Annotated in this window: 18 protein-coding genes; 13 read left to right on the top strand and 5 right to left on the bottom strand. The window is 70.5% G+C overall.

Annotation, left to right across the window (positions count from 1 at the left end):
• The first annotated feature begins 80 nt into the window (after positions 1-80).
• Positions 81-869, top strand: a complete 789-nt coding sequence (locus ACSC1Q_RS02865; protein ID WP_436757042.1) for a lysophospholipid acyltransferase family protein — start codon at positions 81-83, stop codon at positions 867-869.
• 97 nt (positions 870-966) lie between these two features.
• Here ACSC1Q_RS02865 and ACSC1Q_RS02860 read toward each other — a convergent pair whose 3' ends face one another.
• Positions 967-1,974, bottom strand: a complete 1,008-nt coding sequence (locus ACSC1Q_RS02860; protein WP_436757041.1) for a LacI family DNA-binding transcriptional regulator — start codon at positions 1,972-1,974, stop codon at positions 967-969.
• A gap of 247 nt (positions 1,975-2,221) precedes the next feature.
• On the opposite strand from ACSC1Q_RS02860, the gene ACSC1Q_RS02855 reads away from it, so the two are divergent.
• On the top strand, positions 2,222-4,264 hold the full coding sequence (locus ACSC1Q_RS02855) for a bifunctional aldolase/short-chain dehydrogenase (protein ID WP_436757040.1): 2,043 nt from the start codon (positions 2,222-2,224) through the stop codon (positions 4,262-4,264).
• 102 nt (positions 4,265-4,366) lie between these two features.
• Entirely contained in the window at positions 4,367-6,046 is a 1,680-nt protein-coding gene (locus ACSC1Q_RS02850) for a rhamnulokinase (protein WP_436757039.1), read from the top strand.
• Positions 6,047-6,130: 84 nt separating this feature from the next.
• On the opposite strand, the gene ACSC1Q_RS02845 is transcribed toward ACSC1Q_RS02850, so the two are convergent.
• Positions 6,131-6,940 (bottom strand): helix-turn-helix domain-containing protein, encoded by an 810-nt coding sequence (locus ACSC1Q_RS02845; RefSeq protein WP_436757038.1) that lies wholly within the window; start codon positions 6,938-6,940, stop codon positions 6,131-6,133.
• Positions 6,941-7,108: 168 nt separating this feature from the next.
• Here ACSC1Q_RS02845 and ACSC1Q_RS02840 point away from each other — a divergent pair, with 168 nt between their 5' ends.
• The 3 genes from ACSC1Q_RS02840 to ACSC1Q_RS02830 all read left to right on the top strand — a co-directional run bounded on the left by ACSC1Q_RS02840 (position 7,109) and on the right by ACSC1Q_RS02830 (position 10,159).
• Complete coding sequence (locus ACSC1Q_RS02840; protein ID WP_436757037.1) at positions 7,109-8,671, top strand: alpha/beta hydrolase; 1,563 nt, start codon at positions 7,109-7,111, stop codon at positions 8,669-8,671.
• A gap of 282 nt (positions 8,672-8,953) precedes the next feature.
• Positions 8,954-9,640 (top strand): DUF3159 domain-containing protein, encoded by a 687-nt coding sequence (locus ACSC1Q_RS02835; RefSeq protein ID WP_436757036.1) that lies wholly within the window; start codon positions 8,954-8,956, stop codon positions 9,638-9,640.
• A 207-nt stretch (positions 9,641-9,847) separates the two neighbouring features.
• Entirely contained in the window at positions 9,848-10,159 is a 312-nt protein-coding gene (locus ACSC1Q_RS02830; RefSeq protein ID WP_436757035.1) for a hypothetical protein, read from the top strand.
• A 154-nt stretch (positions 10,160-10,313) separates the two neighbouring features.
• On the opposite strand, the gene mmuM is transcribed toward ACSC1Q_RS02830, so the two are convergent.
• A complete protein-coding gene (gene mmuM, locus ACSC1Q_RS02825; RefSeq protein ID WP_436757034.1) occupies positions 10,314-11,186 on the bottom strand; it encodes a homocysteine S-methyltransferase in 873 nt (290 codons plus the stop codon).
• Positions 11,187-11,344: 158 nt separating this feature from the next.
• On the opposite strand from mmuM, the gene ACSC1Q_RS02820 reads away from it, so the two are divergent.
• Positions 11,345-11,836: a SigE family RNA polymerase sigma factor gene (locus ACSC1Q_RS02820; RefSeq protein ID WP_436757033.1), complete on the top strand. Its 492-nt coding sequence runs from the start codon at positions 11,345-11,347 to the stop codon at positions 11,834-11,836.
• The gene (locus tag ACSC1Q_RS02815) at positions 11,833-12,678 is read left to right on the top strand and encodes a hypothetical protein (RefSeq protein WP_436757032.1); all 846 of its coding nucleotides are present in this window, start codon (positions 11,833-11,835) and stop codon (positions 12,676-12,678) included. Before ACSC1Q_RS02820 ends, ACSC1Q_RS02815 begins: the two co-directional genes overlap by 4 nt.
• A 178-nt stretch (positions 12,679-12,856) precedes the next feature.
• Here ACSC1Q_RS02815 and ACSC1Q_RS02810 read toward each other — a convergent pair whose 3' ends face one another.
• The gene (locus ACSC1Q_RS02810) at positions 12,857-15,220 is read right to left on the bottom strand and encodes a VIT domain-containing protein (RefSeq protein WP_436757031.1); all 2,364 of its coding nucleotides are present in this window, start codon (positions 15,218-15,220) and stop codon (positions 12,857-12,859) included.
• Positions 15,217-16,107, bottom strand: a complete 891-nt coding sequence (locus tag ACSC1Q_RS02805) for a helix-turn-helix domain-containing protein (protein WP_436757030.1) — start codon at positions 16,105-16,107, stop codon at positions 15,217-15,219. The genes ACSC1Q_RS02810 and ACSC1Q_RS02805 overlap by 4 nt, the downstream gene beginning before the upstream one ends.
• 126 nt (positions 16,108-16,233) lie before the next feature.
• Here ACSC1Q_RS02805 and ACSC1Q_RS02800 point away from each other — a divergent pair, with 126 nt between their 5' ends.
• The 5 genes from ACSC1Q_RS02800 to ACSC1Q_RS02780 all read left to right on the top strand — a co-directional run bounded on the left by ACSC1Q_RS02800 (position 16,234) and on the right by ACSC1Q_RS02780 (position 20,274).
• The gene (locus ACSC1Q_RS02800) at positions 16,234-16,701 is read left to right on the top strand and encodes a Dps family protein (protein ID WP_436757029.1); all 468 of its coding nucleotides are present in this window, start codon (positions 16,234-16,236) and stop codon (positions 16,699-16,701) included.
• A 145-nt stretch (positions 16,702-16,846) separates the two neighbouring features.
• Complete coding sequence (locus ACSC1Q_RS02795) at positions 16,847-17,725, top strand: N-acyl homoserine lactonase family protein (RefSeq protein ID WP_436757028.1); 879 nt, start codon at positions 16,847-16,849, stop codon at positions 17,723-17,725.
• A 90-nt stretch (positions 17,726-17,815) separates the two neighbouring features.
• On the top strand, positions 17,816-18,268 hold the full coding sequence (locus ACSC1Q_RS02790; protein WP_436757027.1) for an SRPBCC family protein: 453 nt from the start codon (positions 17,816-17,818) through the stop codon (positions 18,266-18,268).
• Between the two features lie 180 nt (positions 18,269-18,448).
• Entirely contained in the window at positions 18,449-18,913 is a 465-nt protein-coding gene (locus ACSC1Q_RS02785; protein WP_436757026.1) for a MarR family winged helix-turn-helix transcriptional regulator, read from the top strand.
• A gap of 623 nt (positions 18,914-19,536) precedes the next feature.
• Positions 19,537-20,274 carry a GntR family transcriptional regulator gene (locus ACSC1Q_RS02780; protein WP_436757025.1) on the top strand — a complete coding sequence of 246 codons (738 nt, stop codon included), beginning with the start codon at positions 19,537-19,539 and terminating at the stop codon, positions 20,272-20,274.
• Positions 20,275-20,492 lie beyond the last annotated feature (218 nt).

Below are 20,492 nucleotides of genomic sequence, written 5' to 3'. Positions count from 1 at the left end.
TGGTTCGGTGGGGTAGGTGACCGGGATCGGAAGTGGGAGGATAACTCCAGGTCCACGCCTGACAACCGAAGGAGCATCGAGTGTTCTACTGGGTGGTGAAGGCCATCCTCTCGCCCTTACTCCATCTGATTTTCCGCCCCTGGGTGGAGGGCGTGGGGAACGTGCCGAAGCAAGGACCGGTGATCCTGGCCGGAAACCACCTGTCGTTCGCCGACCACTTCTTCGGCGCGCTGTTCCTGCGGCGCAAGGTGATCTCCCTCGGCAAGTCCGACTACTTCACCGGCCGCGGTCTCAAGGGGATGATGAGCAAGGCCTTCTTCAGCGGTGTCGGCACCGTCCCCATCGACCGCTCCGGGGGCAAGGCGAGCGAGGCTGCGCTGCGCACCGGCAAGCGCATCCTCGACGAGGGGCACGTGCTCGCCATCTACCCGGAGGGGACCCGCTCCCACGATGGCCGCCTCTACAAGGGCAAGACCGGTGTGGCCCGCCTGGCGCTTGAGTCGCGCGTGCCGGTCATCCCGTGGGCGATGGTGAACACCTTCGAGATGATGCCCCCGGGCAGCGTCCTTCCCAAGCTGGGCATCCGGCCGGGGGTGAAGTTCGGCAAGCCGCTCGACTTCACCCGCTACTACGGGATGGAGGAGGACCGCCTCGTCCTGCGCGCCGTCACCGACGAGATCATGTACGCGCTGATGGAGCTCTCCGGCCAGGAGTACGTCGACAAGTACGCCGCGAGTGCCAAGGTGGAGGCCGCCCGCGCCGCCAAGGAGGCGAAGGAGGCGGCCAGGCAGGCCGCCAAGGAGGCACGCAAGCGTCCCGACCGGGCGAAGCGGGATCACCGGGCGGAAGCGGATTCAGAGGACGAGTGAGACCGCCGGGCTGGGCGGGTGAGTGCGGTCAGAGGGCGAACGGCGTCGCGGGGCGAAGCGGGACCAGAGGACGTACAGGGTCAGGGGACGCGCGAGGTCAGAGGGTCGACTCGCGGATGACCAGCTCGGGCTGGAACATGATCTGCTGATGGGCGTGTGAGTCGGGATTGTCGCACTCGTCCAGCAGCAGCTCCGTGGCGACCCGGCCGAGCCGGTGGGTCGGCTGCCGGATGGAGCTGAGCGAGACCGTCGACGCCGAGGCGAAGTCGATGTCGTCGTAGCCGATGAGGGAGATGTCCCCGGGGACCCGTACGCCCGCCTGGAGCAGCCCGCGGAGCATGCCCAGGGCGAGCAGGTCGTTCGCGCAGAACACGGCGTCGGGCAGCCGCCCCTCGGCGATTAGCTTCTCCGCCGCCTGCTGCCCCGATCTGGCGTTCATCGCGTTCATCGCGATCTCCTCCAGCGTCTCCCCGGGGTCGCGGCCCGCCGCGGCCAGCGCCCGCTCGGCGCCGATCAGGCGGTCGGCGCACTGGCGGATGGTGAGGGGGCCGGTGACGTAGGCGATCCGTTCGGCGCCGGCGGACAGCAGGTGGGAGACCGCGAGCGAGCCGCCGGTGATGTCGTTGACCGCCACCGAGCACTGGTCGGCGCGTTCGGCGGGATGGTCCACCAGCACCACGCTGATGCCGCGCTCCTTGAGCTGGTCGAGCTTGGCCAGGTTCGCCCCGGCGGGCGTGATGAGCACCCCGCGGACCCGCTGCTCGGCGAAGACGAGCAGGTTGCGCTCCTCCTTGAGCCGGTCGCCTGAGGAGTTGCCCAGGATCACCGCGTACCCGCGCTCGCTGGCCACCTCCTCGACCCCGGCCGCCACGTCGGTGAAGAAGGGGTTGCCGATGTCGATCACCGAGAGGCCGACGGTGCGGCTGTGCCCGGCCCGCAGGCTGGAGGCGGAGCCGTGCCGGACGAACCCGAGCTCGCGGATGGCCTCCTCGACCCGGGAGCGGGTGGACTCGGCGACCTTCTCCGGGCGGTTGAGCACGTTGGACACCGTTCCGGGGGATACCCCGGCCCGTGCCGCGACTTCCTTTATGCTCACCGAACTCATGTGCATTGATTAAAACGTAACAACAAGTGTTCCGCCAGTCAGGGCCGGTACTTTCACCCTGCCTGACGGCTTTCGGCCCGCGATCTCGCGCGACGGCGTTGACAGTGTCGTACGTGTCACATAGCTTTTTCATCGCCGTTAAAACGTTTTTAAGAAGATCTCACCTCGGCGTGCCCCCGGGACTCCCACGAAGGCCCCGCCGGGTGTCGCGAGGGGTGACGGGTGAGCGAGTGAGCGGAGAGGTGTCATGACGTCGCCGGTTGAGGAACTGCTGCAGCGGTCGCACGCGCTGGGGGCCGATCCGCGGAACACGAACTTCGCGGGGGGCAACACCTCGGCCAAGGGGACGGCGGCCGATCCCGTGACCGGGTCTCCCGCCGAGGTGATGTGGGTCAAGGGGTCCGGGGGAGACCTGGGCACCCTGGCCGAGCGCGGCCTCGCGGTGCTGCGGCTGGACCGGCTCCGGGCGCTGGCGGGGGTGTACCCCGGGGTCGGGCGAGAGGACGAGATGGTCGCGGCGTTCGACTTCTGCGCCTTCGGCACCGGCGGCGCCGCGCCGTCCATCGACACCGCGATGCACGGCCTGGTGGACGCCGCGCACGTCGACCACCTGCACCCCGACGCGGGGATCGCGATCGCCACCGCCGCGGACGGTGAGGCGCTGACGGCGCGCGTCTTCGGGGACCGGGTGGTGTGGGTGCCCTGGCGGCGTCCCGGCTTCCAGCTGGGGCTGGACATCGCGGCGATCAAGAAGGACAACCCGTCGGCGATCGGGTGCGTCCTGGGCGGGCACGGCATCACCGCCTGGGGCGACACCTCGGCCGCCTGCGAGGCCAACTCGCTGGAGATCATCCGCACCGCGGAGGCGTACATCGCCGAGCACGGCCGGGCGGAGCCGTTCGGGCCGGTGCTCGCCGGGTACGAGCCGCCGGCGGAGGAGGCGCGGGCCGCGCGGGCGGCGGCGCTGTTCCCCGTGGTGCGCGGGCTCGCCTCCACCGACGCCCCGCAGGTCGGCCACTACACCGCCACCGGCGAGGTGCTGGACTTCCTGTCGCGCGAGCGCCACCCCGAGCTGGCCGCGCTGGGCACCTCGTGCCCCGACCACTTCCTGCGGACCAAGGTGGCCCCGCTGGTGGTGGACCTGCCCGCCGACGCCCCGATCGAGGACGTGGTCGCCCGGCTGCGGGAACTGCACGCCGCCTACCGCGAGGAGTACGCGGCCTACTACCGGCGGCACGCCGTGGAGGGGTCGCCCGCGATGCGGGGAGCGGACCCGGCGATCGTGCTGGTGCCGGGGGTGGGCATGTTCTCCTTCGGCAAGGACAAGCAGACCGCGCGGGTGGCCGGGGAGTTCTACGTCAACGCGATCAACGTGATGCGCGGGGCCGAGGCGCTCTCCTCGTACGCGCCGATCGAGGAGAGCGAGAAGTTCCGGATCGAGTACTGGGAGCTGGAGGAGGCCAAGCTGCGCCGGATGCCGGCCGCCCGCCCGCTGGCGACGCGGGTGGCCGTGGTGACCGGCGGCGGCTCCGGCATCGGGGCGGCGACCGCGCGCAGGCTGGCCGCCGAGGGCGCGTGCGTGCTGGTGGCCGACCGCGACCTCGGCGCCGCGCGGAAGGTGGCCGCCGAGCTGGGCGCGAAGGCGTACCGGCCGGAGGACGTCGCGGTCGCGGTGGAGGTGGACGTCACCGACGAGGCGCAGGTGGCCGCCGCGCTCCGGGCGGCGGTGCTGGCGTTCGGCGGGGTGGACCTGATCGTCAACAACGCGGGCCTGTCGCTGTCGCGCTCGCTGCTGGAGACCAGCGTCGCCGACTGGGACCTGCAGCACGACGTGATGGCGCGCGGGTCGTTCCTGGTCTCGCGGGAGAGCGCCCGGGTGATGATCCCCCAGGGGATGGGCGGGGAGATCGTGTACATCTCCTCCAAGAACGCGGTGTTCGCGGGACCGAACAACGTGGCCTACGGTGCCGCCAAGGCGGACCAGGCGCACCAGGTACGGCTGCTGGCGGCCGAGCTCGGCGCGTACGGGATCCGGGTCAACGGCGTCAACCCCGACGGGGTGGTGCGCGGGTCCGGAATCTTCGCCTCGGGGTGGGGGGCCAACCGCGCCGCGGTGTACGGGGTGGAGGAGGAGAAGCTGGGCGAGTACTACGCGCAGCGCACCCTGCTCAAGCGCGAGGTGCTGCCCGAGCACGTCGCGGGGGCCGTCTTCCAGCTGACCCAGCTCACCCAGACCACGGGGCTGCACGTCCCGGTCGACGCGGGCGTCGCGGCGGCCTTCCTGCGCTGACCCCGTCACTCGTCCCCGGTTCCCCTCGCGCGGTCCTGCCCCGCCGGGCGGGGGCCGGGGACCTCCCTGATTCCTGATTCTCGACTCCTGAGAGGGGCTCGCATGCAGCCGGCACCGGGGACCGGGCGCACCGGACAGCTTGAGCGGACCGAGCGGACCGAACTGACTGGGCGGACCGGGCGGTACGCCGCGGTCGACCTCGGAGCGTCGAGCGGCCGGGTGGTCGTCGCCGAGATCGGGCCGGACACCCTGGAACTGCGCGAGGTACACCGTTTCGCGAACGTGCCCGTCCGGGCCGGCGGCACGCTGTACTGGGACATCCTGCGCATCTACCGTGGGGTGCTGGACGGCCTGCGCGCGGCCGGTCCCGTCGACGGCATCGGGATCGACTCCTGGGCCGTCGACTACGGGCTGTTGGACGGTGACGGCGCGCTGCTCGGCAACCCCGTCCACTACCGCGACTCCCGCACCGAGCGGACGGCCAGCCAGGTCCCCTTCGAGGAGTTGTACGCCCGCACGGGCATCGCCCGCCAGCCGTTCAACACCATCCACCAGCTCGCCGCCGAGCCCCGGCTGGCCTCGGCCGCGACGCTGCTGCTCATTCCCGACCTGATCGCGTACTGGCTGACCGGGCAGGTCGGCGCGGAGCTGACCAACGCCTCCACCACCCAGCTGCTCGACGCCAGGACCCGTGAGTGGGACACCGTGCTGACGGGCGGGCTCGGGTCCTCGGCCGGGGTCCTGCCGCCGATCCGGCGTCCCGGCGAGGTGATCGGCCCGCTGGCGCCGGAGGTCGCGAGCGAGCTCGGGCTCTCCCCGGACACCCGGGTCGTCGCGGTCGGTTCCCACGACACCGCCTCCGCGGTGGCGGCGGTCCCCGCGGAGAGCGGGCGGTTCGCCTACATCTCCTGCGGCACCTGGTCGCTGGTCGGCGTCGAGCTGGACCAGCCCATGATCAGCGAGGAGGGGCGGCGGGCCAACTTCACCAACGAGGCGGGCATCGACGGCACCGTGCGCTACCTCCGCAACGTCACCGGGCTGTGGCTGCTGCAGGAGTGCATCCGCACCTGGGAGGCGGAGACGGCCCCGGCGGAGATCCCGCCCGGCGCGGAGCCGTCCACCGGGTCGCCCGCCGGGTCGCCCGCCGGGTCGCCCGCCGGGTCGCCTGGAGAACCGGTCGCCGGGGCTTCGCCCGCCGAGGCGCCGGGAGGGCGGGTCGACCTGGAGGAGCTGCTCCGGCAGGCCGCCCTGGAGGAGCCGTTCCGGTCGGTCGTGGACGCCGACGACCCGGTCTTCCACCCGCCCGGCGACATGCCAGGACGCATCGCCGACTTCTGCCGCCGTACCGGCCGGCCCGTGCCGGAGACCCGCGCCCGGATCGTCCGCTGCGTGATCGACTCCCTGGCGCTGGCGCACCGGGCGGCGGTCGAGGACGCCCGGCGGCTCACCGGGCAGGTGGTGGACACGATCCACATCGTCGGGGGAGGCTCGCGCAACGCGCTGCTCTGCCGGCTCACCGCCGACGCCTGCGGCCTCCCCGTGGTCGCGGGACCCGTCGAGGCCACCTCGATCGGCAACGTCCTGGTCCAGGCCAGAGCCGACGGGGTCGTCTCCGGACCCCTCACCGACCTGCGCGCCCTGGTCCGGCGTACCCAGCACCTGGAACGTTACGAGCCTCGCCCCGGCCCCGGGATTCCGCCCGCCGCGCCCGGCGCTCGAAGGTCGCCCGCTCCCGGCCGGCCGGCGCCGCCTCGGCCTCCGGCCGTCCCGCCCGCGCCGTGACAGCGGTTCAGGCCCGGACGACAGATCTCTGAGGCAGCACACCGGAGAGACGGTCCCGGCCCTGTCGGCGGAAGGCTGAAGGGGCTATTCCATCTCCGTGTCGTTCGAACCGTACTGATTGGCCAGGAGATGGTTCAGACGACGTAGCACGTCCATCTGGGCAGGATTATAGAGCTCTTGTAAGGCGTCGCTGACAGTTTGCTTGACAAAGCGCGCACTGTACGGCGTGCCGGAGTTCGTGACGCCGAGTCCGGGGTGCGCCGCGTACAACGCGTGCACGTAGGGGACCAGGCGCTCGGCCACGGTGGCGCGGGTCTGCTCATCGGCGTCGGCGGGGAGGTTGGTGAACCGCGCGGCGACGGGGTCGGAGACGGGTTCCTGCAGCATGTCCGCCCACGCCTGCAAGGTTTGTGGTCCGAGGACCCGGGTCAGGACGATGACGAACGAGCGGTCGGCGTTCGGCAGGTTCCCCACGGCGTTGGCCGCGGTGAAATCGGTCGACAGATCGGTCGGCGTGGACTGGCGCAGGATCAGGCCGAGTTCGATGCGGGCGCGTTGGAGCCGTTCGATGGTGGCCGCGAGTTCGGCGTCGAGGGTGCGCAGGGCGTCCTCGGGATGATCGTCGGCGTCACCCATGGCGGCGATCTGGGACAGCGAGAAACCCAGGTCCGCCAAGCGCTTGATGCGCAGTACCCGGACGAGATGGGCGACTCCGTACTGCTTGTAGCCGTTGGCACGCCGTTGCGGTTCTTCCAGCAGTCCGACCTCATGGTAGTGGCGTACCGCACGCAGGCTCGTGCCGGCGAGCTGGGCGATCTCGCGGGTGCTCCAGGCCACGTCCTTCTCCTCCGTCGGGTGGCGGTCTCGGCCGACGCCGTCGCGCCGGTGGGACATCGGTAAGACCATGCCGTGGCGGCATGCCCAATCCAGACCGTTATGCACCTTGACATGTGAGAGGGATCACGCCTGTAGGTCTTGAGTGTGCCGTTACGGCCGGGTGTTTCCTTGGCGCGATGCATTCGCCCACTCGGAATCGAACGGCTCCCACCGACAGGAGAACCGGTGTCCTTCTCGACCCGCCGATCATGGATGGCGGTAGGAGTTCTTCTGCCACTGATCACGCTGAGCGCGTGCTCTTCGCCAACCGAACAACAACAAAAAACGCAACCGGCGCAGCCGGCGGCGGAACTGGCCGACTTCTACGGCCAGAAGCTGGCCTTCGGCCCGTGCAAGGACTACGCCACCACCCCGGCCGACGCCAAGGTCTTCGCCGCCGGCAAGACTTCCGAGTGTGCCCGCCTGCGGGTGCCCCTGGACTACGACGACCCTGACGGCGAGACCGCCCAGATCGCGCTGCTGCGGGTTCCCGCGCGGGGGGCCTCGATGGGATCCCTGCTGCTCAACTCCGGCGGGCCGGGAGGGCCCGGCATGCGGTTCGCCGTTCTCACCGCCGGGGCGCTGGCGCGGAGCCCGATCACCGAGCGGTTCGACCTGGTCGGGTTCGACCCGCGCGGGGTGGCCGCGAGCGAGCCGGCCGTGGACTGCCTCACCGACGGGGAACTGCGCAGTGGTGAGCTGCCGTACGAGTTCATCGTCTCGGCGGGCGGCTACACGGAGGCCGACACCCGCCGGCTGGTCGAGCAATGCGCGAAACGCTCGGGCGGCGAACAGGCACTGGCCGCCATCTCCTCGCGTGACACGGTCCGCGACATGGACATCCTGCGTGCGGCACTCGGTGACAAGCAGCTGAACTTCTTCGGCCAGAGCTACGGAACCCGCATCGGGACCTTGTACGCGGAGGCGTTCCCGCGCAACGTGCGCGCCATGATCCTCGACGGCGCCGTCGAGCCGGGTCTCGGGCTCGTCGACCGGCGGTTGTCGCAGTACGCTGGTTTCCAGCGATCCTTCGATCAGATGGCCGCTGACTGCGCGAAGCGCCCGGACTGCCCGTTGGGCACCGACCCGTCCCAAGCCACCAAGGTCTTCCAGAAAAGCGTGCGTCCTCTGCTCAAGCGGCCGGTTCCGGCCGGCGACGGACGACGGCTCTCCTACGACGACGCGATCAACGCCCTCATCGGCGGGCTCTACGCCCGGGAGGCGTGGCCCGCGATCACCGCGGGGGTCGCCGAGGTCCGGGCCGGGCGGGGTGACAAGTTGCTGCGGTTGGGTGAGGCGTTCAGCCCGTCGGACGGCAGCGGAGGCAACTTCGCCGAGGCCAACTACGCCATCGCGTGCATGGACGAGGAGCGTCTGACCCCCCGTCAGGTCAACGAGTTCGAGGGCCGGATTCATCAGGTGGCGCCGTTCATGGACTCCGGCCGCGGCGTCGGCGGAGCGCGGGACGGGTGTGAGTTCTGGCCCGCCGAGCCGAAGCCCGCGTACCCCCTTCCCGGCCGGGTCGAGGGTGTCGCGCCGACGTTGACGATCTCCATCACCGGTGATCCGAGCACGCCCTACGACGCCGGCGTCAAGCTCGCCGAAGTCCTGGGCGGCAAGGTGCTCACCGTCGACGGTGAGCAGCACACGATCTTGTCGTCCGGCAAGAGCGCCTGCGTCAACGACGTCGCCGCCACGTATCTGACCACCTTGCGGACGCCGGCCGACGATTTCCGCTGCGCCCTGTGACCCGCCCGGCCGCCGCCCCGCGCACAGGGCGGCGGCCGGGCATCACCGTGACCACCGCGGCCGGCGCAGATCATCGTCACGACCCGAGACGACCTCGACCGGCCGGGACCGCCGGGCGTGACGGCGGTCCCGGCTCGCAGAACACATGGAGAAGCAACGCATGGCACCGCCCGACAGAACGACCGTTGAGCAATTGTTCGGTCCGTCTCGCCGTTCCGGCGTGTCCGTCCCGCCGGACGGTACCCCGGTGGTCCGCGTGCCACCTCAATCGGCGGCGCCGGCATGACCGATCCCGGGTCGGTGGACCGCGACCACATCGACGACGCCGGCGAGACAGCCCCGTCGGCGCGCGCCGCCGATCGGCGGCGGACACTGGTCGACCAGCTGGGCGGCCTGTCAGGGGTGGTGTACACGACCCTGCCGATCGTGGCCTTCGTGGCCGCCAACGTCCTGTTCACGCTCCCGGTCGCGATCGCGGTCGCCGTCGGGGTCGCCGCGTTGATCACCGGCTGGCGGCTACTGCGCAAGGAGCCGATACGCCCGGCGCTGTCGGGACTGCTCGGTGTCGCGGCCGCCGCGGGTGTCGCGGCCTGGACCGGATCGGCGGGCGGATTCTTCCTCATCGGCATCTGGGGCAGCCTGGGCGCGGCGCTGCTCACCGGTGTCTCCGTACTTGTGCGCCGGCCGCTGACCGGGTTCGTGTGGAACGCGTTGCACGGCGGCAGGCACAGGTGGCGGCGGTCCCGCCCGGTCCTGCGTGCGCACGACATGGCCACGTTGGCGCTGACCGCTGTTTTCGCCTCCCGGTTCCTCGTCCAACGCTGGCTCTACGATGCCGAGGCCACCGGTTGGCTGGCCTTCGCCAAGGTCGTCATGGGGATACCCCTGCTCGCACTGGCCCTGCTGGTTGTCATCTGGGCCTTCCGGCGCTCCACCAGGCAACTCACCGCGACGCCCTCCGGCGCCTGAGAATTCACGTGGAGCGAGGCCGGTTCGTTGCGGCGCCCGTATCGATCACCGTTCACCGGTCCGCCGCCGACCGGCCGGTGACCGACCAGTGGTGTGGCGAACACCTGGCGGTCACCTCGCAATCCCAAGGAAAAGCCGTGCCGAGTCCCATCGCGGTGAGCGTGCGGGAACGGGCGGCGTGACGAACGACGCGAGGAGTGTCGCGAGATGAACACCGCTTTGTATGACAACGCGATGCAAGTGGTTCCCGTCCTGCTGATCGCGCTTTTTCTCGACAGTCGCGGCACCGATCGGCAGACCGGCCATCGACCGCCCCGGTGGGAAAACGCGCAGGACAGACTGTTCGCCTTGCTCGGCGTCGTCGCGTTCGTGGTGTCGATGTTCGTCGTCGCCGGTGTCGTCGATGACAGCCGTGTCACAGCGGCGACCGTCATCGCCGCGCTCAGCGGCTGTATCGGCCTGCTGTTCGCGAGGATCTGGTTTCGCCTGATCCGCAACAGTGGCCAGGTCCGTGAATAGCGCCGGACCGCCATTCCGTCTCATCCGAGGTCGCTGTGTGGCGGTGTGTCGTGATCCGTGAGCGGTGAGGTCTCCGGTGCGCCGGATTCCCCGAAGCGTGCGGCGGGGAATCCGGCGTCCACGGATACGGCACGCGCGACGGCCGGTCGGGGCGTCAGGAGGCACCCGAGCCCGTGAGGTGGGCGCGGATCTGGCGGATGTGCTCCGGAGTGGTACGGCAGCAGCCGCCGACGAAGGCGGAGCCCGCGGCGGTCCACCCGGCCGCGGCCTCCCCGAACTCCACCGGGTCGGCCAGCCCGAGCCAGCGCCGGTTCGCGGAGTCCCAGACCTCGCCGGAGTTGGGGTAGACCATGGTGGGCTTGCCCTTGATCTGCGAGATCAGGCTCATCACGTGGCGCGGGGCCGTGCAGTTGACGCCGATCGCGATCACCTGGGGGTTCCCGGCGAACAGGCCGGCCGCCATCCTGAGCGGGGTGCCGTCGTTGATGTGCTCGCCGTCGCGGCAGGAGAAGCTCACCCACGCCCGCATCCCCGGCGTCTCGGCGAGCAGCCGCCTCAGCGCCCTGGCCTCGGTGTAGGACGGGATGGTCTCGCAGGCCATCAGGTCGGCCTCGCTGTCGGCCAGGATGTGCCAGCGGTCGCGGTGCCAGTCGGCCAGGCCGTCCTCGTCGAGGTCGTAGTCGCCGGTGTACTCGGCGCCGTTGGACAGGTAGGCGCCGTACGGGCCGACGCTGGCGGCCACGGTGCCCGAGCCGTGGGCGTCCCTGGCCTGGGCGGCCAGGTGCACGGAGAGCAGGATGAGGTCCTCGGCCTCGGTGGCGCTCAGGCCACGCCGCACGAAGGCGGGGATGCTCGCCTGGTAACTCGCCGTTATCGCCACCTCGGCTCCCGCGGCGAAGTAGTCGAGATGCGCCTGCCGGATCACGGAGGGGTTCTCCAGCAGGAGTTTCGCCGACCAGAGGTCGTCTCGCAGGTCCGCGCCCAGCTCCTCCAAATGGGTGGCCAGGCCGCCGTCCAGAATCACCATCCCGCTACTTTATGTGGAGCGGCCGGGGTTGGAACCCCGCTCTGCCCGCCCTTGGTCCCACTCTGTCCCATATCGGTCTCGCGGTATCTTCACCGCTGTCGTCCGAACCGGCTCGCCGCCGAGTAGTTGTCTACGAGGCTTCAGGACGGAGATCGTGGATGGACGACGGGTTCGAGGGTTACGTGGCGACGCGTTACGAGCGGCTCCGACATACGGCGTACCTGCTCACGGGGAACAGGGCGACCGCCGAGGATCTCGTGCAGACGGCGCTGGCCAAGGCGTGGGTGGCGTGGCGGCGGATCGAGGGCGACCCCGACCCGTACGTGCACCGGATCATCGTCAACACGCACGCCTCCTGGTGGCGCAGGAAGTGGCGCGCCGAGGTGCCCGCCGAGCACCTTCCCGAACGCGTCGATCCGCGGGACTTCACCGCCGAGTTCGGCAACCGCCAGGTGCTCCGGGAGGCGATCGGCGGCCTGTCGAGGCGGCAGCGCGCGGTCATCGTCCTGCACTACTTCGAGGAGCTCACCCTCGCGCAGTGCGCCGACGCGCTCGGCTGCTCCCTCGGCACGGTGAAGACCCAGCTGGGCCGGGCGCTGAGACGCCTTCGCGTCCATTCGGAGATGCAGACGACGGGAGCGAAGCGATGATCCACACCGAGGGCGAGTTGCGCGCGGCGCTGGCCGAGGACGTCTTCGAGGGCCCCCCCGACGTGCGGGAGATCGTACGGCGCGGCCGTCGCATCAGGCGGCGCAGGACCGTGGCGGGCGTGGCGGGTGTGGCGCTGGCGGTGGCCGCCGTGGCCGCGGTGGCCTTCCCGGTCCAGGGGTTTTGGAGGGACGCGGAACCGGTGAGGAAGGAGCCGCCGACGGCGGCGAGGATCTCACCGTCGTCCGCCCTGCCCCCCAAGAACGTCCTGGACGCTCCCCTGATCGCGTCGTACGGTTTCACGACCGTGCCCGAGGGCGCGACGGTCGCGTTCCGGCCGTTGAGCGTCTACACCTCGTACAGGGTCGTGTGCGCCGATCCGGAGGCGATGGTGGTGATCCGGGAGGCCGGCGGGGGCGGTTCGGCCGGTAGGTGCGGGGGGAGGAACGTGGACCATTTCTACGACGGGAGGACGGTGACCTCCGACTGGTTGGAGCGGCCCCAGTCTCTCAAGATCTGGATCCTGCCCGGTGACCTGCCGATCCGTTCTCTCGACGAACCGAACTCCTACGACGACTGCAAGGTGGCCAGGAAGGAGGTGGGTCTGTGTGACGGCGAGTACAGGATGTCGCAGTTGCTCTGGCCCGGGGTCGTCGAACGGGTGGCCGCCGAACTCGAACTGCGGCCGGGGCGGTGGGAGGTCGGGTTCTACGATCGAGCCGGCATGGCCGCGCCGCCGGAACCGACCCCGACGAAGACCGTCACCGTCGGCCCGGACGAACGAGCGGGCACGACGGCGCGGCCGGAGCCGACGGTGACGAGGACCGTCACCGTCGAACCGTGAAGAGGGTGAGACCATCCACCGGTGTCTTCAAAGTGAGTTCGCCGGGTCTTCGAAGGGAGTTCACCGGCGTCTTCGAAGGGATCGGGCCGGGGGTGGTCTCGTGACCGTTCCAACGGTCACGAGACCACCCCCGGCCCGGCTCAGGCCGCCACAGCTTCCCGGGGCGGGAGCGGGGAGGTCACCGCTTCCAGAACGGGCGCCGCCTGGCGGGGCCTGCCAAGGACTCCAGGACCTCCTCGGCCCGCCGCCACAGGGTGTCCACGTCCCCACCGGCCTGAAGCTCCCCGGCCAGGGCCGCCAGCTCCGCGTGGCCGCCGAGGTAGGCGACCAGGGCCGCGAGGCGGCTGCCCAGGTCCTCCAGCAGGCGCAGCCGCTCGGCGGCGGGCAGGGACGCGGCGGCGCGCAGCCGCTTCAGCTCCTCGGCGAGCTGCTCCCTCGGCGGGTCCTGCGGGCCGGCCGGGGGCCTGCCCTGCCTCGGGGGAGCCCCGGCCGGCACGGGACGCAGCATCCGGGCGCGGTCGTCGAAGCCTCCGGCCGCCGCGTCCTGCGGCAGGCCGCCGCCGATCGGGCTCGCCGCGAACTTCGGCGCGGCGCCGGGAGGAGCCATCCCGGGCGGGCCCATGGGCGGCGGCGGGCTCGCGGCCGCGCTCTCGAAGGACATCGAGGTCAGCATCATCGGCGCGGCGGCGGTGACCGGGCTCTCCCAGCCGCTGGGCAGCTCCACCGGCTGGATCACCCGGTGTCCCGGGCCGCCCTCGGCGACCACCTGCGTGTCGACCGCGACGAAGGCGGTGAACCGGCAGAGCACCCCGTACCTGAGCGAGGTCTCCACGATCTCGGCCTCCAGGGAACGGTCACCGGCCGCGTAGCGGTCCTCCAGGGCCCGCAGCCGCGCCCGTGCCCAGATCGCCCGTACGGCCGGATTGTCCACCACGGACGCGGCGACCCTCCGCTCCCACGGCGAGCCGTCGGCGGCCAGGCCCCGTACGGTCAGCGCTCCGGCCGCCGCGCCACGGTAGCGGCCGAGCACGGTGAGCGGGACGCCCGAGTAGATCGAGCCGACGTGGCTCACCGTCTCGGCGACCAGGTCGAGCCCGTCGGCCTTGAGGGAGAGGTCGGTGACGAGGGGGGAGCCGATGCGGCGGTGGATGTGTTCCATCGCCTCGTCCAGCCGGTCCTCGGACTCGACCAGCTCGCACCTGCCCCCGCCCAGCCCGGCGAGCCTGCCCAGGAAACCGGCGTTGACCGCCCTGTCGATGCCGACCGTGTGCACCCGCACCCCGGCGAGCGCGGCGCCGAGCCGCTCCAGGATCTGGTCCTCGTTGCCGACCTGCCCGTCGGTGACGAGGACCAGCACCCGGTCCCCGGCGGAGTCGGCGAGCAGCGCGGCGGCCCGCTCCAGCGGGGACAGCATCTCGGTGCCGCCACGCGCCTCCAGCCTGGCCAGGTGCTCCACGGCCCGGTAGCGGTTGCGGTCGGACGCCTCGGACAGTCCCTCGCCGAGCCCCTCCGGGTACTCCACGACGGTGTCGAAGGAGAGCACCGCGAACCGGTCGCCCGAGGTGAGCGTGTCGACGATGCGCGCGGCGGCGCGGCGGGCGGCCACCATCTTCCAGCCGGTCATGCTGCCCGAGCGGTCGAGCACCAGCACCACGTCCTTGGCAGCGGCCCCGGCGGGCGCCGGTCCGGGGACGACGGTCAGCGTGAACGTGCCCTCACCCTCGTTGTCCCCGTCCTTGTCGGGGGCGAGCGCGAGGGAGGTGGAGGTGTCGAAGGCCAGGCGCAGGATGAAGTCGCGGTCCAGCCGCTCACCCGGCTGGAGGCGGATCACGCTGCCCTCCTCCCGGACCACGTGCAGGCTGGAACGGACCTCGCGCAGCTCCAGCCCCGCCGGGTCGACCGAGACGGCGAGCGACAGGCGGACCGGGTTGGGGAAACCGGGCAGCAGCACCGGCGGGGTGATCCGGGAGGCGTCGGGGACCGCGTCGGTGTCCGGGGCCCAGCCGTCGCCCGCGCGCTCGCCGTCCAGCGGGGTGCCCGGGACGTAGCGGGGGGCGACGACCAGCGGGAAGCGGAAGGTGGCCGCGCCGTCCTCGTACGGGAGCGGCTGGTTCAGCGTGAGGCGCACGGTGACCCGCTCGCCCGGCACGATGTTGCCGACCCGCATGGTGAAGACGTCCGGCCGGTCCTCCTCGGCGATCGCGGCCCTCTTGCCCTGGGAGATCGCCTGGTCGTAGTCGGCCCTCGCCTGGCCGCGCTCCTTGAGCACGCCCTCGATGACCCGGCCGTCGGCCTCCATCCTGAAGGCGGTCACGGCGGCCCGGTCGGGCAGCGGGAAGACGTACGTCGCCTCAAGCGCCACGTCGTGCGGGTTGCGGAAGCCCTGGACCACCTCGACCCCGGCGCTCAGGCCGGACACGGCGGCGGTCACGTCCACGCTCTCCAGCGGCAGGTTGCCGCGCTCGGTGGCGAGCGCCCCCATCCCGGCGTCGGGGACGGGCAGGCACTCCTCCGGCGGCAGTGTGGTGATCGAAGTGGTCATGCGTGAGTTCCTTCCGGAGGTGTGAGGCCGCGTTCGCGGAGGAGCGACAGGAGCCCCTCCGAGGCGGCGGCGATCTCGGCGAGGTCGTCGGGTGAGGGGGCGGGGCCGCCCGTGTCGAGCACCAGCGTCACGCCGTTCGCCAGCCGTACGCCGTGGACGGGCACGGCTTGCGGGGCTTTCGAGGCTTCCGGCGCTTCCGGCACCGGAGAGGTTCTGGCGGGCGGGGTCCTTGGGGCGGGGAGGGCCCGTGGGATCGGCGGGGACGCGGCTTTACCGTATGAGGCTCTGCCGGACGAGACCGGAGGGGGCGGGGCCTCGCCGGACGGGGACGGCTTCGCCTTCGCCTCGGGCGGAGCGGGGACGGTGTCCGTTGAGAGACCGGTGTCTGTCGGGAGGACGGTGTCTGTCGGGGGACCGGTGTCCGTCAAGGGACTGGTATCCGTTGAGGCGATGGACGGCCCGGCCCAGAAGCGCGGGCGTGCCACCCGGGGAGCGCCGGATTCGGCCGGAGGGGCGGGCGGGTGCCCGGGGGCGTTTTCCGGTCCTGGAGAGTGCTCCGGCGCGGGTCCCGGTTCCGGTGAGGGCTCGGGGAGGCGGGCGATCGACTCCAGGGTCTGGTCGGTGGCCCCGGCCAGCTCGGCCTGGATCTCGGCGATGGTCCGGCCGTCGGACTGGCGCCGCTTGACGGCGACGATCTGGAGCAGGTGGCGCCTGCCGTACATGGCCACGCGGCCTCGGCGGGCCGACGGGGGGTCGAGGAGGCCGATCGTCGAATACCAGCGGATGAGGCGCTCGTTGGGCATGTCCCTGACCCGCCCGTTGAGCTGGGCGGTGGGGGTCAGCGCCGCGGACGCCCGCTCGGCCAGTTCGCCGATGGTCCATTCCATGCCTCGATAGTGACACTGTAATCATGACAGTGTCAATATTCTGCCTGGCATAGGGAGGCGCGGAGGTGGGTACGGACATTGCGTACCAAAGGGGAATTTAAGCTCGAAACAGGGGGAGGACGCTTCATGTCCGCGATCACCAGCCCGCTCAAGCCAGAAGACAAGAAGACCATCGCCGTCGTGCTCCAGGGGGCTCTCGTCGACCTGCTCGACCTGTCGCTCTTGACCAAGCAGGCCCACTGGAACGTGATCGGCCACAACTTCAGGTCGCTGCACCTGCAGCTCGACAAGATCGTCTCGTCGGCCAGGAAGCACGCGGACACCGTCGCCGAGCGCGCGGTGGCCCTCGGATGCAACCCTGACGGCAGGTCCTCCACGCTGGCGCAGAACACCGAGGTGCCGCAGCTGGAGAACGGCTACATCAACGACGGCAAAGTCGTCGCCGCCATGACGGACATCCTCGGGTCCATCGTCGGCCGGATGCGCGAGCGCATCGAGGCCGCCGAGAAGCCCGACCTGGTCACCCAGGACCTCCTGATTGAGATCACGCAGGACCTGGAGAAGCACCACTGGATGATCGAGGCCCAGCGCTAGATCGTCCTCCGAGGCGCCCCGGTCCGTGAGGGCCGGGGCGCCTTCCGTGTTCCCGGCCCTTGCCTCCGGCTGCCGGGGGCGTTGACGGCCATATATGTGTCGTGTAATTTAATGACACGACATAGAACTTCGTGAAAGGTCCCCCATGAACACTTCGGCAGATCCGATCAGGCGTGTATCCATCCTCAGCACCGGTTCGGTGGCCATCCGGCCGGAGCACGTCGGGCCGACGTGGAAGCACCTCTACTTCTGGCTGTTCACCTCGACACGGTGGACCGCCCCCCGGCCGATCAACGTCTACGTCATCGAGCATCGCGACGGCGTGGTGCTCTTCGACACCGGGCAGGACCGCGCGTCGGTGACCGATCCGGGCTACTTCCCCGGAGGGTTCAACGGGCTGATCTACTCACGTCTCGCGAAGTTCGCCGTCGAACCGGACGAGACGCTCACGGCCGGCCTGTCCAGGCTGGGGTACGCCGTCGACGACGTGGACACCGCGGTGATCTCCCACCTTCACCAGGACCACATCGGCGGGCTGCCGCTGCTCGGCCACGCCGACATCGTCGTCAGCCACGACGAGTGGGAGTCCCTGCGCAAGCCGCTGCCGGAGGCGCGTGGCCTGATGCCGTCGCACATCGACCTGCCGGGGCTCAACTGGAGGCGGATCACCCCCGAACCGCTCGCGGACCCGACGGTGGCGCCGTTCGACACCGGCCACGACCTGTTCGGGGACGGGAGCCTCCTGCTCCTGCCCACTCCGGGGCACACGCCCGGATCGCTCTCCCTGCTGATCCGCCGTCCCGGACACGCGCCGCTGCTGCTGGTCGGCGATCTCACCTACGACGTCGACCTGCTGGCCGCCGGTGAGCTGCCCGGCGTGGGCGACAAGAGGCAGATGCGCGACGCGGTGAGCAAGGTGAACGCCCTGCGGGCCACGATGCCCGGCCTGGAGGTCCTGGCGGCACACGACCCCGGGGCGGCCGGTCGCCTCGCCGAGACGCTCGGCCGCGTGCGGGTCGCGTGAAGAGCCTCCATCTGCTGGATGTCACCGAATTCCGCAAAGGAGTGAACGATGATCACCGACTTCTTCAGGTCCTTGAGAACGGAAAAGCACGTGAGATTCACCAACGCCCTGCGCGTCGAGCGTCCGGCCGGTGTGGTCTTCGACTACCTGGCGGACCTGCGAAACCTCCCCGCCTGGAACTACGCGATCAGCGAGACGCGACCGCTCACACCGGGCCGGACCGGTCCCGGAACCGTTTACGAGCAGTCCCGCACCCTTCCCCGTGTCATGCGGGAGCGCCTTGAGATCGTCGAGTACGAGCGCGACCGCCGCCTCGTGGTGGAAGGCGGCTTCGGCCTCTTCCAGGGACGCGCGATCTACACGCTTGAGGGGGCCGCGACCTCGACGGACCTGGTCAACGAGATCGAGCTCGAAGCGGGGGCGCTGGGCGCGCTGGGCGGCCTGCCGGCCCGGAGCATGGCCGGGGCCGTCGCGAAGAACCTCAATGTCCTGAAGGACATCCTTGAGGCCCCCGGCGCCGGGAACGGGACCACCGCGTGGTGACGGCCGCCGGAGGCGAGGCGCCCGCCGTTCGGGAGGCGAGGTCGCGGGCGGCCGTCACCGGACGGGCCGATGACACGTCATCTTCTGTCGTAACATGCACACGCGTGGACGTACGGAGTGGCACCCGCGGTGCGCTCCGCCGGAGGGTTTCCGCACGGTGCGGAGAAGGGATCCGCACGAATGAAGGACGCCGAGGAGTTCCGCTACCTTGTCCTGGCGGTGCAGCGAGAGGGCAACCGCCTGCTCGCCGCCGAGCTCCGCCCGCTCGGGCTCACGCCGTCCCAGGCGGAGGTGGTGAGCGTCCTCGACGATCGCGGCCCCCTCACCCTCTCCGGGCTCGGTGAACTGCTCGTCTGCGAGACGGGAGTCAATCCGAGCAGGTTGGTGGACCGGCTCGTGACCGCGGGGATCGTCGAACGGGTGACCGACGCGGGTGACAGACGGCACGTCACACTGACCCTCACGGCGGACGGCGCGCAGCTGGCCGAGCGTGTCCAGGAGGTCCAGGAGGGCCTGAACAACGCGCTTGAGGAAATGCTCGCCGGGCAGCCGGTCGCGTCCACGCTGACCACGCTCCGATCAGTGGCCTCGCGCTTCCCCGCCGGAGAGAAGGTACGCCGACGCAAGGAAGCCCCGGTCCGTTAGGTCTCCAGGGGCCGCTGCGACGTCCGATCCCACGAGCCGCCCCCGAGCCAGACAAGGTCGGAGTGAAGCCGCCGCGCGGCACTGTGCGCGCTCGTCCACCGGCCGAACCCGTGACCGTTCGCACCCACGGTCGCCGCCGTCCCACCCGGCAACGTCAGCCCGTAGGCCACCACCTCCGTGACGGCCTTTTCGCATCCCCCACGTACTCTTGGACCAGGGCGAACAGGCGCGGTGGCTCACCTGTCAGGACGGTCGTCTCCCCCTGGGCGCATCCCTGCTCTTTGTCGTGTGCGAGGTGCCCGCCGACGGCCTGATCGTGGCAGGCGGGCGGTTGGCCGAACTTGAAGGAACGTTCCATGGCAAGCGCTCTCTTTCTGCCTGGTGCCCGTGAAGGCCGCCCGATCTGAATTCGTTTCGATCGACTGCTGGAGGAGATGGTGCGTATGGCGCATCGTCGGTCTTGAGGTTTTCGAGCCTTCAGTCGTGGGAGAGGCGGCCCAGAGTTTTCTTGTGTGATCAGGGATCGGCCCGCCTGTTCTCTGGCCCACGACAGCTCTATAGTGTTCTAGAGCACCAAGGAAGTCAACGACTGATTCAGAGTGCACTAGAACAGGAGTCCCGAGATGGCTGACCATCCGCAGGCGATGGCGCCGTACAAGCGGATCGCCGCGCAGATCAGGGCCAGAATCGAGAGCGGGGAGATCGGGCCGGGTGACCGCATCCCGTCGATACGGGAGATCATGCGGGACGAAGGGGTGTCCACCGCGACCGCCACCCGGGTCGCGGCCGTGTTGAGGGCGGAAGGCTACGCGGAGTCGGTTCCGGGGATCGGCACCCTGGCCGCCCTGCCGAAGAAGATCGTGGCAGGCTCCGATCGCCTTCGAATGCTGCGGGCGAACGGAAGCGGCTACCGCGAGGGTGAGCGAGTCGAGATCTTGGGTGCCGACCTCGTCCCGGCATCTGAGCCGGTCGCGGACGCGCTGGAGGTCGAAGAGGGAGTCTCCGTCGTCCAGCGCCGTCGTGCCTACTACGACGACAGAGGGCTCGTGGCGCTGTCCACCTCGTGGCTTCCGGGTGAACTGAGCCAGGTGGTGCCCGAACTGCTGATCGCGGAACCGCTCCCGAGAATGACTTTTGGACTGGTCGAGGACAGGGCGGGACGGCGGGTCGTCCGGCGGCGTGACATCGTTGCCATCAGGCCGGTTCCCGAGGACATCGCCCAGGTTCTCGGCGTGGAAATCGGTCTATCGGCACTCACCATGACCAACCTCTACTGGGACCAGCACGACGAGGTGACCGAGTACGCGGTGGACTTTCTCGGCCCCGGTCGCGAGCTCTCTGCTGACTACTCCCTGGAATAGTCTTGGGGGTCATGACCGAACACAGCCGCTACCCCACGGACCAGTCCGACGCTCGCTGAGAACTTACTAACCAGTGTTGAGCGCTTAGCGTGCTGAGTGCCGCGCTCACGCTGGCGTTCCTGGTCGTCACACGCGCCCTCTGCCCGTTGACGTCAACGAGGGTCGATGCCAAGGGAAAAACCGCCTGCCTCTGGCAGGCGTCACCGCGCTGAGGCTCG

The organism is Streptosporangium heterodermiicola, from assembly GCF_051390675.1.
In the GTDB taxonomy this organism is placed as follows: domain Bacteria; phylum Actinomycetota; class Actinomycetes; order Streptosporangiales; family Streptosporangiaceae; genus Streptosporangium.
This window is presented reverse-complemented; position numbering and strand designations above follow the sequence as displayed.

Coding starts and splice junctions, on each gene's coding strand:
- ACSC1Q_RS02860 (WP_436757041.1), bottom strand. CDS start 1,974: ATGAGTTCGGTGAGCATAAAGGAAGTCGCGGCACGGGCCGGGGTATCC.
- ACSC1Q_RS02855 (WP_436757040.1), top strand. CDS start 2,222: ATGACGTCGCCGGTTGAGGAACTGCTGCAGCGGTCGCACGCGCTGGGG.
- ACSC1Q_RS02850 (WP_436757039.1), top strand. CDS start 4,367: ATGCAGCCGGCACCGGGGACCGGGCGCACCGGACAGCTTGAGCGGACC.
- ACSC1Q_RS02845 (WP_436757038.1), bottom strand. CDS start 6,940: ATGTCCCACCGGCGCGACGGCGTCGGCCGAGACCGCCACCCGACGGAG.
- ACSC1Q_RS02835 (WP_436757036.1), top strand. CDS start 8,954: ATGACCGATCCCGGGTCGGTGGACCGCGACCACATCGACGACGCCGGC.
- ACSC1Q_RS02830 (WP_436757035.1), top strand. CDS start 9,848: ATGAACACCGCTTTGTATGACAACGCGATGCAAGTGGTTCCCGTCCTG.
- mmuM (WP_436757034.1), bottom strand. CDS start 11,186: ATGGTGATTCTGGACGGCGGCCTGGCCACCCATTTGGAGGAGCTGGGC.
- ACSC1Q_RS02820 (WP_436757033.1), top strand. CDS start 11,345: ATGGACGACGGGTTCGAGGGTTACGTGGCGACGCGTTACGAGCGGCTC.
- ACSC1Q_RS02815 (WP_436757032.1), top strand. CDS start 11,833: ATGATCCACACCGAGGGCGAGTTGCGCGCGGCGCTGGCCGAGGACGTC.
- ACSC1Q_RS02810 (WP_436757031.1), bottom strand. CDS start 15,220: ATGACCACTTCGATCACCACACTGCCGCCGGAGGAGTGCCTGCCCGTC.
- ACSC1Q_RS02805 (WP_436757030.1), bottom strand. CDS start 16,107: ATGGAATGGACCATCGGCGAACTGGCCGAGCGGGCGTCCGCGGCGCTG.
- ACSC1Q_RS02800 (WP_436757029.1), top strand. CDS start 16,234: ATGTCCGCGATCACCAGCCCGCTCAAGCCAGAAGACAAGAAGACCATC.
- ACSC1Q_RS02795 (WP_436757028.1), top strand. CDS start 16,847: ATGAACACTTCGGCAGATCCGATCAGGCGTGTATCCATCCTCAGCACC.
- ACSC1Q_RS02785 (WP_436757026.1), top strand. CDS start 18,449: ATGAAGGACGCCGAGGAGTTCCGCTACCTTGTCCTGGCGGTGCAGCGA.
- ACSC1Q_RS02780 (WP_436757025.1), top strand. CDS start 19,537: ATGGCTGACCATCCGCAGGCGATGGCGCCGTACAAGCGGATCGCCGCG.